This window comes from Faecalibacterium butyricigenerans, assembly GCF_020687345.1.
Taxonomy (GTDB): Bacteria; Bacillota; Clostridia; order Oscillospirales; family Ruminococcaceae; genus Faecalibacterium; species Faecalibacterium butyricigenerans.
Window position 1 is genome coordinate 1 of the sequence record NZ_JAJEQL010000045.1, and the last position, 14565, is coordinate 14565.

General features: G+C 62.0%; 14 protein-coding genes and 2 tRNA genes. 9 read left to right on the top strand and 7 right to left on the bottom strand.

Going from position 1 to position 14565, the window contains the following annotated elements:
• Window positions 1-375: 375 nt before the first annotated feature.
• The 5 genes from LKD23_RS11780 (at window position 376) to LKD23_RS11800 (ending at window position 4015) form a co-directional block, all read left to right on the top strand.
• Window positions 376-1221, top strand: coding sequence for a ParA family protein (locus LKD23_RS11780; protein WP_227621822.1), 846 nt, complete (start codon window positions 376-378; stop codon window positions 1219-1221).
• 18 nt (window positions 1222-1239) lie between these two features.
• Complete coding sequence (locus tag LKD23_RS11785) at window positions 1240-2106, top strand: ParB/RepB/Spo0J family partition protein (RefSeq protein WP_227621823.1); 867 nt, start codon at window positions 1240-1242, stop codon at window positions 2104-2106.
• Window positions 2107-2262: 156 nt separating this feature from the next.
• On the top strand, window positions 2263-3591 hold the full coding sequence (gene serS / locus LKD23_RS11790) for a serine--tRNA ligase (protein WP_227621824.1): 1329 nt from the start codon (window positions 2263-2265) through the stop codon (window positions 3589-3591).
• Between the two features lie 184 nt (window positions 3592-3775).
• Window positions 3776-3852, top strand: a tRNA-Met gene (locus tag LKD23_RS11795).
• 91 nt (window positions 3853-3943) lie between these two features.
• Window positions 3944-4015: transfer RNA gene (locus LKD23_RS11800), tRNA-Glu, on the top strand.
• A gap of 367 nt (window positions 4016-4382) precedes the next feature.
• Here the strand turns inward: LKD23_RS11800 and LKD23_RS11805 are convergent.
• The 5 genes from LKD23_RS11805 to LKD23_RS11825 are packed head-to-tail and all read right to left on the bottom strand — an operon-like array spanning window position 4383 to window position 7980.
• Window positions 4383-5045: an HAD family hydrolase gene (locus LKD23_RS11805; RefSeq protein WP_227621825.1), complete on the bottom strand. Its 663-nt coding sequence runs from the start codon at window positions 5043-5045 to the stop codon at window positions 4383-4385.
• Between the two features lie 21 nt (window positions 5046-5066).
• Window positions 5067-6446: a YdbT family protein gene (locus LKD23_RS11810; RefSeq protein WP_227621826.1), complete on the bottom strand. Its 1380-nt coding sequence runs from the start codon at window positions 6444-6446 to the stop codon at window positions 5067-5069.
• The gene (locus LKD23_RS11815) at window positions 6443-6874 is read right to left on the bottom strand and encodes a PH domain-containing protein (protein WP_227621827.1); all 432 of its coding nucleotides are present in this window, start codon (window positions 6872-6874) and stop codon (window positions 6443-6445) included. Before LKD23_RS11815 ends, LKD23_RS11810 begins: the two co-directional genes overlap by 4 nt.
• Window positions 6871-7536, bottom strand: a complete 666-nt coding sequence (locus LKD23_RS11820) for a potassium channel family protein (protein WP_227621828.1) — start codon at window positions 7534-7536, stop codon at window positions 6871-6873. Before LKD23_RS11820 ends, LKD23_RS11815 begins: the two co-directional genes overlap by 4 nt.
• Before the next feature lie 30 nt (window positions 7537-7566).
• The gene (locus tag LKD23_RS11825) at window positions 7567-7980 is read right to left on the bottom strand and encodes a potassium channel family protein (RefSeq protein ID WP_227621829.1); all 414 of its coding nucleotides are present in this window, start codon (window positions 7978-7980) and stop codon (window positions 7567-7569) included.
• 913 nt (window positions 7981-8893) lie between these two features.
• Between LKD23_RS11825 and LKD23_RS11830 the strand changes: the two genes are divergently transcribed.
• Both LKD23_RS11830 and LKD23_RS11835 read left to right on the top strand, forming a co-directional pair.
• Complete coding sequence (locus tag LKD23_RS11830; RefSeq protein ID WP_227621830.1) at window positions 8894-9724, top strand: undecaprenyl-diphosphate phosphatase; 831 nt, start codon at window positions 8894-8896, stop codon at window positions 9722-9724.
• Between the two features lie 152 nt (window positions 9725-9876).
• Window positions 9877-11001, top strand: a complete 1125-nt coding sequence (locus LKD23_RS11835) for a DUF362 domain-containing protein (protein ID WP_227621831.1) — start codon at window positions 9877-9879, stop codon at window positions 10999-11001.
• A gap of 66 nt (window positions 11002-11067) precedes the next feature.
• Here LKD23_RS11835 and LKD23_RS11840 read toward each other — a convergent pair whose 3' ends face one another.
• The gene (locus tag LKD23_RS11840; RefSeq protein ID WP_227621832.1) at window positions 11068-11676 is read right to left on the bottom strand and encodes a hypothetical protein; all 609 of its coding nucleotides are present in this window, start codon (window positions 11674-11676) and stop codon (window positions 11068-11070) included.
• 209 nt (window positions 11677-11885) lie between these two features.
• Between LKD23_RS11840 and LKD23_RS11845 the strand changes: the two genes are divergently transcribed.
• Window positions 11886-13199 carry a M18 family aminopeptidase gene (locus LKD23_RS11845; RefSeq protein ID WP_227621833.1) on the top strand — a complete coding sequence of 438 codons (1314 nt, stop codon included), beginning with the start codon at window positions 11886-11888 and terminating at the stop codon, window positions 13197-13199.
• Window positions 13196-14143, top strand: a complete 948-nt coding sequence (gene gluQRS / locus LKD23_RS11850) for a tRNA glutamyl-Q(34) synthetase GluQRS (RefSeq protein ID WP_227621834.1) — start codon at window positions 13196-13198, stop codon at window positions 14141-14143. The genes LKD23_RS11845 and gluQRS overlap by 4 nt, the downstream gene beginning before the upstream one ends.
• A gap of 212 nt (window positions 14144-14355) precedes the next feature.
• On the opposite strand, the gene LKD23_RS11855 is transcribed toward gluQRS, so the two are convergent.
• The coding region (locus tag LKD23_RS11855) for a hypothetical protein (RefSeq protein ID WP_227621835.1) at window positions 14356-14565 on the bottom strand (210 nt) is incomplete at its 5' end.

The window sequence follows — 14565 nt, forward strand, 5'->3', positions numbered from 1 at the left end:
CGCGTCGAAATCGCTGGTGCTTTTCTGGTTCTCTTTTGGCACGCAAAAGAGAACATTAGCCTTAATGAAAAAGCGCTCTAAACCCGCGCCACCAGCGCGAGAACCTGCTTAAAGAAAACCAAGCCCTGCTGCAACAGTGCTTTGCCTCTACGCCGCAGCTTTATTGCGAAAAATCAGTTTTCAACCTCAAAGAATGAAAAAAATAAATGCTGAATCTGCATTTCCTACGGTAAAATTATAAAGAACCAGTTCAAAAAGCCGCGCTGATGTGCTATACTAGGCTGTATGAGAGGCCCACGGAGGGGAAAACGGCGGGCTTCGTCCTCGAAATGTTCCATGTGGAACAAATCTTTTTCCCGGAAGGAAGCAAGTAGCGTGGCAAAAATCGTTGCTGTTGCAAACCAGAAGGGCGGCGTGGGCAAGACCACCACGGCCGTCAACCTCTCGTCCTGCGTGGCGGCGCTGGGCAAAAAAGTGCTCATCGTGGACCTAGACCCGCAGGGCAACACCACCACCGGCTATGGCATCTCCAAGCGCAGCGTGGACATTGGTACTTATGAGATCCTCATCGGCGAGGCCGACGCGCGGCAGGCTGTCCGCAAGACGGAGTTCCGCACCGATGTCATCGGCTCCAACACCCGCCTCGCAGGTGCAAGCCTTGAGATGATCGACCTGCCGGGCCGCGAAAGCCGCCTGCGGAAGGCGCTGGCCTCCATCCAGCAGGACTACGACTTCATCTTTATTGACTGCCCGCCGAGCCTCGACCTGCTGACGCTGAACGGCCTGTGCGCCTGCGACAGCATCCTCATCCCGGTGCAGTGCGAGTATTACGCGCTGGAGGGCTTGTCGGAGCTGGTCAGCACCCTCAAGACGGTCCGCAAAAAGTACAACGCCTATCTGGACATCGAGGGCGTGGTGTTCACCATGTTCGCAGTCCGCTACAATCTGACCCTTCAGGTGGTGGAGCAGGTCAAGAAGTATTTTGGAAACAAGGTCTATCAGACCACCATTCCCCGCAGCATCCGCGTCTCGGAGGCCCCCAGCTACGGCCAGCCCATCAACTTCTATGAGCCGAAGGGCAAGGGCAGCGAGGCCTATATGGATCTCGCCATCGAGTTCGTGAAGCGAAACCGTCCCGCCGAGGCCGCGCCCAAGCGCCGCCGGAAAGCCGCTGCCCCCGTCGAGACGATGGGGCTGACCGACGGAAAGACGGAAGGCTAAGGGGGAGAGAGGAGACCAATGGCAAAAGGAAGAGGAGGACTGGGCCGGGGGCTGGAAAGTCTGTTTGAGGACGCGGCCCCCAGCTTTGAGTCCGATACCAGGATCGAGACGTTACCCCTGCGGGAGATCGAGCCGGACCCCGGCCAGCCCCGCAAGACCTTCGACGACGAGACGCTGGCAGAGCTTTCGGCCAGCATCGCGGAGCATGGTTTATTGCAGCCCATCGCGGTGCGGCCCCGGGCCTCCGGCGGCTACCTCATCGTAGCCGGTGAGCGCCGCTGGCGTGCCAGCCGGATGGCGGGACTCACTGAGGTACCGGTCATCGTCAAGGATGTGACCGACGAGCAGGCAATGGAGCTGGCGCTGGTGGAGAACCTCCAGCGCGAAGACCTCGACCCGGTGGAAGAGGCGGCGGGTATCCGCGAGCTGATGGACCGCTGCGGCCTGACGCAGGAGCAGGCCGCCCGCAAGCTGGGCAAGAGCCGCAGTGCGTTGGCCAACATCCTGCGTCTGCTGACTCTGCCGGACTCGGTGCTCGAACTGCTGAAAAGCGGCTTCATCACCATCGGCCACGCAAAGGTGGTCTTGGGTCTGCCGACGCCGGAGCTTCAGGCGGAAGCGGCCCAGATGATCGCAGACAACCAGCTGAATGTCCGTCAGGCCGAGGCCCTCTGCAAAAAGCTGGCCAAGCCCGCGAAAGAGCCTGCGGCCCCGCCGCTGCCCAGCGCCCTGCCGGTGGAAGTGGAAGAAAGCCTCAAGCAGGCACTTGGCAGCGAAGTCCGTGTGGCCTACCACGACGGCAAGGGCAAACTCACCGTCCATTTCTATTCAGACGACCAGCTGAAGGCGTTCGCCAATCTGTTGGGGCAGTACAGCGTGGAGTAAGTCTCTCAGAGCCTTCGGCGAAGCCGTGCCGGAGAGGTTGAGCGCAGCAACTGCTCAAGATAGTGAATTTAGCGTACCAAGGCGGGGAACACCGCCTTTGAACGGCACAGCGGAGAACGCTCCCTGTGCAAGCAATAGAGTATAAGGAGAGTTATCATGCTTGACATCAAATTTGTCCGCGACAACCCGGATGCGGTCAAGGAAAACATCAAGAAGAAATTTCAGGATGCAAAGCTCCCCCTCGTTGACGAGGTCATCGAGAAGGACGCCAAGTACCGCGAGTGCCTGAAGGAAGTGGAAGCCCTCAAGGCCGCCCGCAACAAGCTGAGCAAGGCCAACGGCCCCCTGTTCGGTCAGCTGAAGAAGTGCGACGACGAGGCCAAGAAGGCGGAGTTGCAGGCCCAGATCGACGCCAACAACGCCGCCGTCAAGGCAGACGCCGACAAGATGGCAGAGCTGGAAGCCGAGGAGGCCAAGCTCTCCGCACGCATTCAGGAGATCATGTACACCATCCCCCAGATGATCGACCCCAGCGTGCCCATCGGCCCGGACGACACCTACAACGTCGAGGCACAGCGCTTCGGTGAGCCTGTCGTGCCCGATTTCCCCATCCCGTACCACACCGAGATCATGGAGAGCTTCGACGGCATCGATATGGACGCCGCAGGCCGCGTGGCCGGCAATGGCTTCTACTACCTGCTGGGCAACATCGCCCGCCTGCACGAGGCTGTTCTGGCCTATGCCCGCGACTTCATGATCGACAAGGGCTTCACCTATGTCATCCCTCCCTTCATGATGCACGGCAACGTGGTGCAGGGCGTCATGTCTTTCCCGGAAATGGACGCTATGATGTACAAAATTGAGGGTGAAGACCTCTACCTCATCGGCACCAGCGAGCACACCATGATCGGCCGCTTCATCGATGAGACTCTGGACGAGGCCACTCTGCCCCTGACCCTGACCTCCTACAGCCCCTGCTTCCGCAAGGAGAAGGGCGCACACGGCATTGAGGAGCGCGGCATCTACCGCATCCACCAGTTCGAGAAGCAGGAGATGATCGTCGTCTGCCGCCCCGAGGAGAGCGCCGACTGGTATGAGAAGCTCTGGAAGAACTCCGTCGAGCTGTTCCGCAATATGGAGATCCCCGTCCGTCAGCTGAACTGCTGCTCCGGCGACCTCGCCGACCTGAAGGTCAAGAGCTGCGATATCGAGGCTTGGAGCCCCCGTCAGCAGAAGTATTTCGAGGTCTGCTCCTGCTCCAATCTGGGCGATGCACAGGCACGCCGCCTGCACATCCGCGTCAAGGGCAAGGACGGCAAGACCTATCTGGCCCATACCCTGAACAACACCTGCGTGGCTCCTCCGCGTATGCTCATCGCATTCCTCGAGAACCATCTGCAGGCCGACGGCAGCGTCACCATCCCCAAGGTGCTGCAGCCCTACATGGGCGGCCTCGAGGTCATGGTTCCCGTCCACAAGAAGTAAGCCTGTTTTCCACAGGACTTGCATAAAGCGTTGAAAACTCCCGCCATCCCCGCCGGATGGCGGGAGTTTTCGCGTGCAGGCGGGGAAGAAGAAAAATTTTCGGATTTTTTCGAAAAAGCTGTTGACAAAACGGGGGATGTTGGATATAATAATAAAGCACTGTTCAAGTGCAACAAATAAATATGGCGGTATAGCTCAGTTGGCTAGAGCATTCGGTTCATACCCGAAGTGTCACCGGTTCAAATCCAGTTACCGCTACCACATTACAGAGTTTCGCTAAGATAAGGGGGACGGTCGTCCGCAATAGTGGATGATGAAAGTCGGAGGTTTTAGCGAAGCTCTGTATTTATAAGGCCCGTTGGTCAAGCGGTTAAGACACGGCCCTTTCACGGCTGTAACATGGGTTCGATTCCCGTACGGGTCATAAAAACGCCTTTGCGCATCTGCGCAAAGGCGTTTTTTGTTAGACCCGTACGGGAATCGAACAGGGCGGCGGCGCGCAGCGCCGTAAGCAATCAGCCCAGTGGGCTGTTGCTTAGCCCGCGGGTCCCACGAGTCAGGAATGTCTACCGTGGTTGCTGCTGCCTGAGCGCAAATGCGCAAGGGCGTTTTTTTGTTAGACCCGTACGGGAATCGCAACAATGACGACCGCTGCCAGCGGCAGAAACAGGGAGTCATTGTTGGGGCCGTGGCCAGCAAGACGCGAGTGCCGTCCAAGGCACGAAGCGGATGCTGGGAGCCACAACCCGGTACAGGGCGGCGGCGCGCAGCGCCGTAAGCAATCAGCTTTTTCAGTGTTTTTCGCAGCGCAGATAGGCCAGAATATCCTCCGGCTTTGCGGCCAGCGCGTCCGCACCGGCAGCGGTAAGCTCCGCCTCGCCTCGGAAGCCCCAGAGAACGCCCAGAGCGGGCAGACCGGCATTGTGCCCGGTGAGGATGTCCACATCGCTGTCGCCCACGAAGAGGGTGCTCTCCGGCGCTGCGCCGAGGTCTGCCATCAGGGAGTAGACACCGGCCGGGTCGGGCTTGGTGGGCACACCGGGACGGCTGCCCCGCACCAGCGAAAAGCTGCCCGGGCCGAAGTAGTGCTCGATGATCTTTCCACAAAAAGCGTCCGCTTTGTTGGAAAAGACGGCGGTCTGGATGCCCTCGGCCTTCAGCGCGGCCAGAAGCTCGGGGATGCCGGGGTAAGGGGCGGTCTTATCCTCCTTGTGGGCGTCGTACCGGGCCGAGAACTCGGCCAGCGTCGCGGCCAGCCGCTCCGGCGTCCGGGCCTCAGCGGGGGAAAAGCGCTCCACCAGCTTGGGGATGCCGTTGCCGACAAAATGCTTGTAGGTCTCCACCGGAAAGGTGGGCCAGCTGTGCTGGGCGCAGACCCAGTTGGCGGCGTCGGCGAGGTCGTCGATGGTGTTCAGAAGAGTGCCATCGAGGTCGAAAAGGATGGTTTTTATCATGAGAATCAGACTTCCTTTGCTTTATGTTTTCTGCTCCACTGCGGCAAGACAGGGTTCGGCGTCCTGCACGGGGATGCTGCGCACCTTGAGCCGCACCTGCCCGGGCAGAGCCAGCGTCAGGGTAAGCCGCTGGTAACGGGCCGCCCACGGTGATTGGAGGGTGCGCAGGCAGACATCCGGGTGGAGCACACAGATGCAGTGGAGATAAACGCCCTTCTGCCGCCGCAGAGTGAAGCGGCCCTCCCGCAGCCAGATGCCCTCCCGCAGCCAGCCCATCAGCCCGCCGGCCAGAAAGATTGCAGACACTGCCGTCGGGATGAGCAGCGTCACCGTGAGGGCGGGCAGGACGGTGCGGGAGACCAGCACCAGCAGCAGACACAGCCCGAAGGGGATGCCGGCAGGCGCGAAGAAGACGGCGCTGCGGTGAGCGAGACTGGGCCGGATGTCCGGCGGCATCCGGAACTCGGGCAGAAGCTCCCGGAACAGTGCTTCCTGCCCGGAGCGGTAGACGAAAAGAGGCAGCTCTGGGCGGCAGCTGCCCGCCACCACGAACACCGGCCACCGCTTCATCAGCCGGGCGGTGGGGGAGAATCGGACGTCCGCATAGCTCACCTCGCGGCTCCGCACCCGGAACTCGAACCGGGACAGCCAGCCGCCCCGGCTCCCCAGCTGGTCGGCGGTGTGCCAGACCGTGTAATGGATGGTCTGGGCGAAGCTGCGCCCGAGGCTGGCCCCGAAGAGCGTCCCGGCCAGCACCAGCATCCACGCCGCACCGGCGGGCAGCCAGTGAGCCGCGAACCGGACAAGGACGTTCAGCCGGGAGAGGGCCAAAGCTTCCGCCGTGAGGGGAAAGGGGCGGCTCTGCCGGATAGCCAGATAGAGGAGGGCCAGCGTAGACAGGACGTTGGCCCCCAGAAGCACCATCGCCGCCCGCTCGCCGCCTGCGGGCCGGTGACAGACCGGGTCACAGATGGGCATGAGGCGGTCAGCCAGCTCTTGTGCGTCCTCCTTGTACAGGTAAAGGGTGACGGCTCGCTTGGCAGGCTGGCCCACCGGGTAGAGAACCACCCGGCTGGCCCCCATCAGCCGGAACAGCAGGGGCCGCTCGATGGTCAGCGCGGCCAGCGCCTCGCCCCGCAGGATGCGCTCCTGCTTGGCGGCGAAGGCCCACCGCAGCCGGAGCACCCCCGCGTCGTCCAGCGCCCAGCTGCTTGCCTCCAGCAGCACCCAGCTTGCCCCGCAGAGGAAGAGCAGCAGCGCGGCGTCCTGCCGCAGAGCGGTCAGCAGAGCGCTCAGGCTGAATTCCAGCAGGGCATTTGCCAGTGGCAGCAGACAGAGGAGGACCGTCTTGCGCAGGAAGCGGAGGGCTGCGAGGGGGTGATAATGCCGCTTTTGGGTCATGGTGCCTCCTCCGCCAGAATGTGGGCCAGAAGTCCGGCCTGTTGGGCCGGGATGGCGGGCAGGATGAGCTTTGCGCCCGGGGCCGCCACGATGAGCAGCGAGACGCCGCCCAGCCGCATCAGAGGCGTGCGGAGGAGCCGGACGCTGGTAACGGCTCGGCGGGGCAGGACCTGCCGCAGGGGGACCGCTGCGCCGGAATAGACCGTCACCGTCCGCGCCCCCAGCACGGCGGCAAAGCTGCAGGCCCGCGCCCAGAGGCAGTAGAGGAGGGCGGCCCAGAGCAGGCAGAAGCCTGCCCCGGCGGCGAGGCTCTGCCAGAACACGAAGGGCGCAGCAAACAGCCCCGGCACCGCCGCCCAGACGCAGAGGACGGCCCGGCCGGAGGGCGGGATGATGACGGCGGTGCGCCGCAGCTCCTGCTCGGTCACTTGCCGCTGAGGCCCCACGCCTCGGTGAGCTGATGGAGGCTGTCGTCCCGGGTCAGGCAGAGGATGTGGTCCCACGGCAGCAGGACGGTGCTGCCGTGGGGGATGATGAACTCGGTGTCGCGGGTGATGCTGACCAGAATGGTGTCGCCCGGGATGGGGATGTCCATGATGGCCTTGCCCGCGTAGATAAAGCTCTCCGGCAGCAGGATCTCGTTCAGGCTGGCGGTGCCGCCGCCCAGCGAGAGGAGCTGGCGGATGGTGTCCGTCTCGATCTCCCGTTCGAGGATATGGCTCAGGTTGTCGGTGCCGCAGACCACGGTGTCCACGCCAAGGGTGTGGAGCAGTTCGCGGTTCTTGGGGTTGGAGGCACGGGCCACGGTGCGGTTCACGCCGAACTCCCGCTTGGCGATCTGGCAGGCCACGAGGTTGTCCTCGTCGGAGCCGGTCACGGCCACAAAGGCGTCGCAGCTGGCCGTATCGGCGGTGCGCAGAGTGTCCACGCTGATGGAGTCGCCGCAGATGACCGGGATGTCCAGCATATCGGCCAGCATCCGGCACTGGCTCTCCACCGGCTCAATGATGACGACGCTGTGGCGGTTGGCCAGCAGGCTTTGGGCCAGATAACGGCCCACACGCCCGCCACCTGCAATACAAACTTTCATAATATTACCTCGTTATACGGAAAGTATCGGTTATTTGGACAGAGAACGGAACACAGCCTGCTCGGTGAGGACGGTGGGGCAGATGGTGTCCAGCTCATAGGCCTTGTGGTAGAGCACCTGAAGATGAGGGTCAGAGACGCGGCAGATGACCTTCTCCCGCTGGAAGAGGCTCTTGGCGATCTGCGCGGCCATGAGGTTGAGGGAATCGTCCTCGCTGACAGCGGCCACCGCGTCGCAGTTCTCGATGCCGCCCTGACGCAGCACGTCGGGGTCGGTGGGGTCGCCCACAAGGGCATTGCCGCTGAACCTATAGTCATCGAAGCCGTCCAGCCGCTTGAGCTGCTCGGAGTCCTTTTCGATGATGGAGATGTCATGGCCGATGCGCTCCAAGTCCCGCACCAGTGCTGCGCCCACCTGGTCGCAGCCGATCACTAGAATGTTCATAGGATTACCTCACTCTATAGAATTGCATACGGTAAAAGAGAAAAATGGGGGAGGGGTTCGCGCGCTGGTGGCGCGGATTAAATCGCTCTTGCGGTGGGGCTAAGTTCTCTTTTGCGTGCCAAAAGAGAACCAGAAAAGCACCCGCTACTTTCGAGGCGCGGGAGGCACGAGAAAGGGGCTACTCGCCCCTTTCAGACCCCGGAGGAGTTGTCGAAACGGAAAAAAGCTGGCCGCTGCGCTAAACGCTTTTTTCTCGTTTCTCCGACTTGCTGCTTCGCAGCTGGTGTTACCTCTCTGCTGACGGTAACATCCAGCAGAGACGTGAAATCTTCGGCGGAGCCGTAAATGGGAGAAGCACAAAAAAATGCGTTTAGCGAAGCGGCTAGCATTTTTGTGCTTCGACTTCCGTCTTGGGTTTGTTAAGGGCGAGCAGCCCTTAACTCGTTGCGGGGAGAGTGGAGTCCAGAGGTAGGGAGGGGGGAGTCGAAACACCCCTCCCTGCCTCTGGCCCGCGCGGAGCGCAAGCCGCTTGACCGAAAGAAAAACATCCCCCGCGCCACCAGCGCGAGAACCATTTCTGGTTCTCTTTTGGCACGCAAAAGAGAACATTAGCCTTAATGAAAAAGCGCTCTAACCCCGCGCACAGGCGCGTGAAGCTGTTCATAAGAAAACTTAACCTCGCGCAACCGCGCTCTACCCCCTGCGCCACCCGGCGCGAAAACCATCCCCCTGAAATCTATATCTCAGTATAGCATATTTTCCTCCGCAGATAAATAGAAAAGCGGTAGGGGAACCGAAGGCAAAATTTCAGCTTTCTAGTGCAGAGCAGGCCGGAATATGGTATACTGAAGCCGTATGACGAAAAGAATCACAAAAGCCCGTGCGTCCGGCGTGCGGCAGGAGGAGTGCGTATATGTTTCTTGAGATCATCAAAGCGATTTTGATGGGCATCGTGGAGGGCATCACCGAGTGGCTGCCCATCTCGTCCACGGGCCATATGATCCTGCTGGAGCAGGTGGTGAAGTTCAACGCCAGCGAGGAGTTCATGTCTATGTTCCGGGTGGTCATCCAGCTGGGCGCCATCCTTGCGGTGGTGGTGCTGTTCTGGGGCAAGCTGTGGCCCTTCGGCCTGCGGCATGGCCGCGTCATCTCGAAGCCCAGCGTCTGGCAGCTCTGGTTCAAGGTGGTCGTCGCCACCCTGCCGGTGCTGGTCATCAGCCCGCTGGACGACTGGATGGAGACCCGCTTCTACAATTACATCACCGTGGCTGCGATGTTGATCCTCTATGGTGTCCTCTTCCTTCTGGTGGAGAGCCGCTGCATCCAGCCCCGTGTGACCCGTCTGGAGCAGATCACATACCGCGACGCCCTCATCGTCGGCATCTGGCAGATGCTGGCCATCATCCCCGGCACCTCCCGCTCGGGTGCGACCATCGTGGGCGGCCTGCTGCTGGGCCTCTCCCGCGCCTGTGTGGCAGAGTTCACCTTCTACCTTGCCATCCCGGTCATGGCGGGAGCCTCCCTGCTCAAGGTGCTCAAGTTCGCTCTCTCCGGTGTCGCCATCACCGGCACCGAGATCGCCGTTCTGGCGGTGGGCTGCGTGGTGGCCTTCGTGGTCAGCCTTGCGGCCATCCGCTTCCTGATGGGCTACGTCAAGCGCCATAACTTCACCTTCTTCGGCATCTACCGCATCGTCCTCGGCCTCGTGGTGCTGGCCGTGGCTGCGGTGACGGCGATGATGTAACAGACTATGATCCTCTCAAAGCCCCTCGCCCCGGCGAGGGGCTTTTCTTGCGCCCACCCTCCCGGCGTGTTATAATATTTTCAGAGAGTATAAGCGCGGCGAAGGTGCGCCGTGCACCTGAGAATGTCAAAAGAGAATGGGAGGAAAAATCGATGGAAGCATCGACCGTCTACTATACTGATTTCCGCTGCCCTGTGGGAACCAGCCTCACCGAAAAGCTGCGTCGGCTGTGCATCGCGGCAGGCATCAAGAACATCGACATGGAGGGCAAGTTCGTTGCCATCAAGATGCATTTCGGCGAGCTGGGCAATCTGGCCTATCTGCGCCCCAACTATGCTAAGGTAGTCGCCGACCTGTGCAAGGAGCAGGGCGGTATGCCCTTTTTGACCGACTGCAACACCCTGTATCCGGGCAGCCGCAAGAACGCCCTCGAGCACCTCACCTGCGCCCAGCTCAACGGCTTCTGGCCCATGACCACCGGCTGTCAGGTCCTCATCGCCGACGGCCTGCGGGGCACCGATGAGGTCGAAGTGCCCGTGCCCAACGGCGAATACTGCAAGACCGCAAAGATCGGCCGCGCCATCATGGATGCCGACATCTTCATCAGCCTGAGCCACTTCAAGGGCCACGAGTCCACCGGCTTCGGCGGTGCCATCAAGAACATCGGCATGGGCTGCGGCTCCCGCGCGGGCAAGATGGAGCAGCACGCCTCCGGCCACCCGGCCGTACAGGAAGACCTCTGCCGCGGCTGCCACCGCTGCGCCAAGGAGTGCGGCTCGGACGCCATCCGCTACAACGAGAAGAACAAGGCCGTCATCGATCAGGACAAGTGCAAGGGCTGCGGCCGCTGCATCGGTGCCTGCAACTTCGACGCCATCTACGCTCTGTGCGACAGCGCCAACGAGATGCTCGACCGCAAGATGGCTGAGTATGCCGCCGCCGTCTGCGATGGCCGCCCCACCTTCCACATCAGCCTCGTGCAGGACATCAGCCCCAACTGCGACTGCCACGGCGAGAACGACGCCCCCATCCTGCCGGACATCGGGATGTTCGCGTCCTTCGACCCGGTAGCCCTCGATCAGGCCTGCGCCGATGCCTGCCTGAATGCCGCCCCGCTGCCCAACAGCCAGCTGGGCCAGAACCTCGCCACCCCGGGCTGGAACTGCCACCACGACAACTTCAAGGATTCCAACCCCAACATCGAGTGGAAAGCCACCCTCGAGCAGGCTGAGAAAGTCGGCATGGGCACCCGTGCCTACACCCTCAAGAAGGTCTGAGCCTTAAACCAAAGGCCGGACGCCTCCCGCACAAAAGCGGAAAGGCGTCCGGCCTTTTTGTTCGTCTTAATACTCGCCCTTTGCCTCCGGCACGAGGGGGTCTACGACCTCTTCGAGGGCGTTCCAGTCCTTCTCAGAGAAGGTCAACTTATCGGCCTCGAGGCCCACATCGTCGAGACGGCCTGCCATGGCGTCCTTATCTTCCAGCAGGGCGGCGGCATCCTCTTTTATCATGGGCCATGCCTCGGCAAAGCCCTCCTGCTCGATGTCGGAGAGGTTGTCGTACCACTGGGTGTAGGCGTCCTCAATGGCCGTGTCGGTGCGGGCGGAGAGGTTGGCCTCGTCGGCCCAGACCAGCAGGGTGGCTGCGGCCTGCACGCTCTTGAGGGAGCAGCCGGACACGCCCGGCCCCCAGCCGAGGCTCGGCGCAAAGGCGGCTGCGGTGCCGTCCACGCTGAACAGGGAGTTCTCGTCGAAGTCCTTGTTGAACAGCCCGGAGGTGTCGGCCTGCACGGTGCTGCTGGGTGCGCTCTCGCTGCTGGCGCTGGACGACGACGGGCTGGACGCCGAGGAGCTTGCGTGGGAGGCGTCATCGCTGGTGTCGGAGCAGCCGACCAGCAGGCCGCAGAGCAAAGCTGCGCTCACAAGGAGCGAAAGGATACGCTTTTGAGTCATAAGGGAGGACCTCCTTCTATCTGCGCCCGGCGCCGGGCCGGGGAAAATATCTCTCTGAGACTAGTATACTGTTCTGCCGCGCGGTTGTCAATCGGCCTTGGGACGAACAAATTTATTGCCCCGGCGCGGCGGGGCCGGATTGACCTTTCCTGCCCGGAGGGCTATAATAAAGGATACATGAATCGTCAAAATATCAAGGAGAAATAACCATGAAGAATGCAGCTTTTTCGATGGAAGAGCTTTTCCGTTTTCTGGACGCAGGCGTCAGCGCCTTCCACTCCACGGCGGCCGCTGCGGCCATTCTGGAGGCTGAGGGCTATGTGAACTGCCCTGAGAGCGCCGCATGGGAGCTGGCCCCCGGCGGCAAGTATTACACCACCCGCAACGGCTCTGCCGTGCTGGCGTGGCGGATGCCGAAGGGGGAGCTGACCGGCTGGCACGCCGCTGCCAGCCACAGTGACTCGCCTACTTGGCGCATCAAGCAGTTCCATACCGAGGACGGAGTCTTTGCCAAGGCGGAGGTCGAGGGCTACGGCGGCATGATCATGCCTTCCTGGTTTGACCGTCCTCTGACGGTGGCGGGCCGCCTGCTGGTGCGCACCGGGAGCGGCATCGAGAGCCGTCTGGTCTGCCCCGACCGTGCGCTGGCCTGCATCCCCAACCTCTGCATCCACTTCAGCCGCGACCTCAACAACGGCATGAAGTACAACCCGCAGGTGGATCTGCAGCCCATCTTCGGCGGCAAGGGCGGCAGCCTGAAGGACGTTCTGGCGGAGGAAGCCGGCGTGAAGGCCGAGGACATCCTCGACGCCGACCTCGTCCTCGCCACCCGCGAAAAAGCTGTCCGCATGGGCCTGAACGGCGAGTATTTCATGTCCGGCCGCATCGATGACCTCGAGTGCGCTTACACCACCCTGTGGGGCTTTTTGCAGGGCCGTGGCGAGGAAGAGGGCCGCGGCGACATCTGGGTGATGTTCGACAACGAGGAGGTCGGCTCGTCCAGCCGTCAGGGCGCTCAGGGCACCCTCATGGCCGATGTGCTGGCCCGCATTGAGGAGAGCATGGGCGTCAGCCGGGAGCAGAGCATCCGCGCCCGCACCAACGCTCTGGTGCTCAGCGCCGACAACGGCCACGCCACCCATCCCAACCACCCCGAAAAGAGCGACCCCGCCAACCCCGTCGTCATGGGCGGCGGCGTCCTGCTGAAGTATAACGCCCGCCAGACCTACACCACCAGCGGCTTCACCGGTGCAGCCTTCACGGCCATCTGCAAGAAGGCTGGGGTTCCGGTGCAGGTGTTCGCCAACCGCGCCGACGTGCCGGGCGGTTCCACGCTGGGCAATCTGCTGGGCCACCAGATCCTGATGCCGATGGTGGACATCGGTCTGGGCCAGCTGGCCATGCACTCTGCCATGGAGACGGCCAGCTGCGCCGACGCCGAGTACATGGCAAAGGCCGTGGCAGAGTATTATAACACCCCCATCTTCCAGCCGAAGGACGGGGAGTGGAAGCTGGGCCTGTGAGCGCAGCAGTAGGGCGGTTCGCTCCCAGCCCCAGCGGGCGGCTGCATCTGGGGAATCTGGCGTGCAGCCTCCTTGCATGGCTGAGCGCGAAGCGTCAGGGCGGGCGCATCGTCCTCCGCATCGAGGACTTGGACGCAGAGCGCTGCCCCCGCAGGTACGCCGACCAGCTGGAAGAGGATCTCGCATGGCTGGGCCTTGTCTGGGACGAGGGCGGCAGCCGGGGCGGGCCGCACCCACCCTATTACCAGAGCGAGTGCAGCGGCATCTACGCCGAGAGCTATCGGAAGCTCGAGGCCATGGGCCTTGTCTACCCCTGCTTCTGCTCCCGCAGCCAGCTCCACGCAGCCAGCGCGCCCCACACCTCGGACGGCAATGTCATCTACCCCGGCACCTGCCGGGGTCTGACGGCGGCGGAGATCGCTGAAAAGCGGAAAAAGAAAGCTCCGGCCTACCGTCTCATGGTTCCGGACGAGGATGTCACCTTCACCGACGGCTGTATGGGCGTCCACACCGAGAATCTCCTGCACGACTGCGGCGACTTCTACCTCCGCCGTGCCGACGGCGTGTTTGCCTACCAGCTGGCCGTCGTGGTGGACGACGCCCGGATGGGTGTCACCGAGGTGGTGCGGGGAGCCGACCTGCTCTCCTCCACGGCGCGGCAGCTCTATCTCTACCGGCTGCTGGGCCTGCCTGCGCCGCATTTTGCCCATTGTCCGCTGCTGTTGGCTTCGGACGGGCGGCGGCTGTCGAAGCGGGACGGCGACCAGAGCCTTGAGAACCTCCGCGCCCGCTATACAGCCGAGGACATCGTGGGCCGTCTGGCCTATGCCTACGGCCTGCAGGAAGAGCCTGCGCCCCGGACGCCGGAAAGCCTCATCAAGGACTTTTCGTGGGAGAAAGTGCCGAAGGCGGACATCTGCCTGCCGGAGGGGCTGTTTGAATAATTGATAGGTACCCCTGATACTGGGACACCCAGTATTGGGGGATTTTTTGTATCCTCAAGGTTTCTTTAAGAAGTGGGCGTGGCGCGCTGGTGGCGCGGGAGTAGAGCGCGGTTACGCGAGGTTAAGTTCTCTTTTGCGTGCCAAAAGAGAACCAGAAAAGCACCAGCGATTTCGACGCGCTGGATCCACGAGAAAGGGGCTGCTCGCCCCTTTCAGACCCCGAAGGAGTTGTCGAAACGGAAAAAAGCTAGCCGCTGTGCTAAACGCTTTTTTCTCGTTTCTCCGACTTGCTGCTTCGCAGCTGGTGTTACGCCCTTGCAGGGCGTGAAGTTCAGCAGAAAGGTAAAATCTTCGGCGGAGCCGTAAATGGGAGAAGCACAAAAAAATGCGTTTAGCGAAGCGGCTAGCATTTTTGGGCTTCG

What these genes read in the sequence shown, in the direction of transcription:
- LKD23_RS11785 (WP_227621823.1), top strand. Translation starts at nt 1,240, where the DNA reads ATGGCAAAAGGAAGAGGAGGACTGGGCCGGGGGCTGGAAAGTCTGTTT.
- serS (WP_227621824.1), top strand. Translation starts at nt 2,263, where the DNA reads ATGCTTGACATCAAATTTGTCCGCGACAACCCGGATGCGGTCAAGGAA.
- LKD23_RS11805 (WP_227621825.1), bottom strand. Translation starts at nt 5,045, where the DNA reads ATGATAAAAACCATCCTTTTCGACCTCGATGGCACTCTTCTGAACACC.
- LKD23_RS11810 (WP_227621826.1), bottom strand. Translation starts at nt 6,446, where the DNA reads ATGACCCAAAAGCGGCATTATCACCCCCTCGCAGCCCTCCGCTTCCTG.
- LKD23_RS11820 (WP_227621828.1), bottom strand. Translation starts at nt 7,536, where the DNA reads ATGAAAGTTTGTATTGCAGGTGGCGGGCGTGTGGGCCGTTATCTGGCC.
- LKD23_RS11825 (WP_227621829.1), bottom strand. Translation starts at nt 7,980, where the DNA reads ATGAACATTCTAGTGATCGGCTGCGACCAGGTGGGCGCAGCACTGGTG.
- LKD23_RS11830 (WP_227621830.1), top strand. Translation starts at nt 8,894, where the DNA reads ATGTTTCTTGAGATCATCAAAGCGATTTTGATGGGCATCGTGGAGGGC.
- LKD23_RS11835 (WP_227621831.1), top strand. Translation starts at nt 9,877, where the DNA reads ATGGAAGCATCGACCGTCTACTATACTGATTTCCGCTGCCCTGTGGGA.
- LKD23_RS11840 (WP_227621832.1), bottom strand. Translation starts at nt 11,676, where the DNA reads ATGACTCAAAAGCGTATCCTTTCGCTCCTTGTGAGCGCAGCTTTGCTC.
- LKD23_RS11845 (WP_227621833.1), top strand. Translation starts at nt 11,886, where the DNA reads ATGAAGAATGCAGCTTTTTCGATGGAAGAGCTTTTCCGTTTTCTGGAC.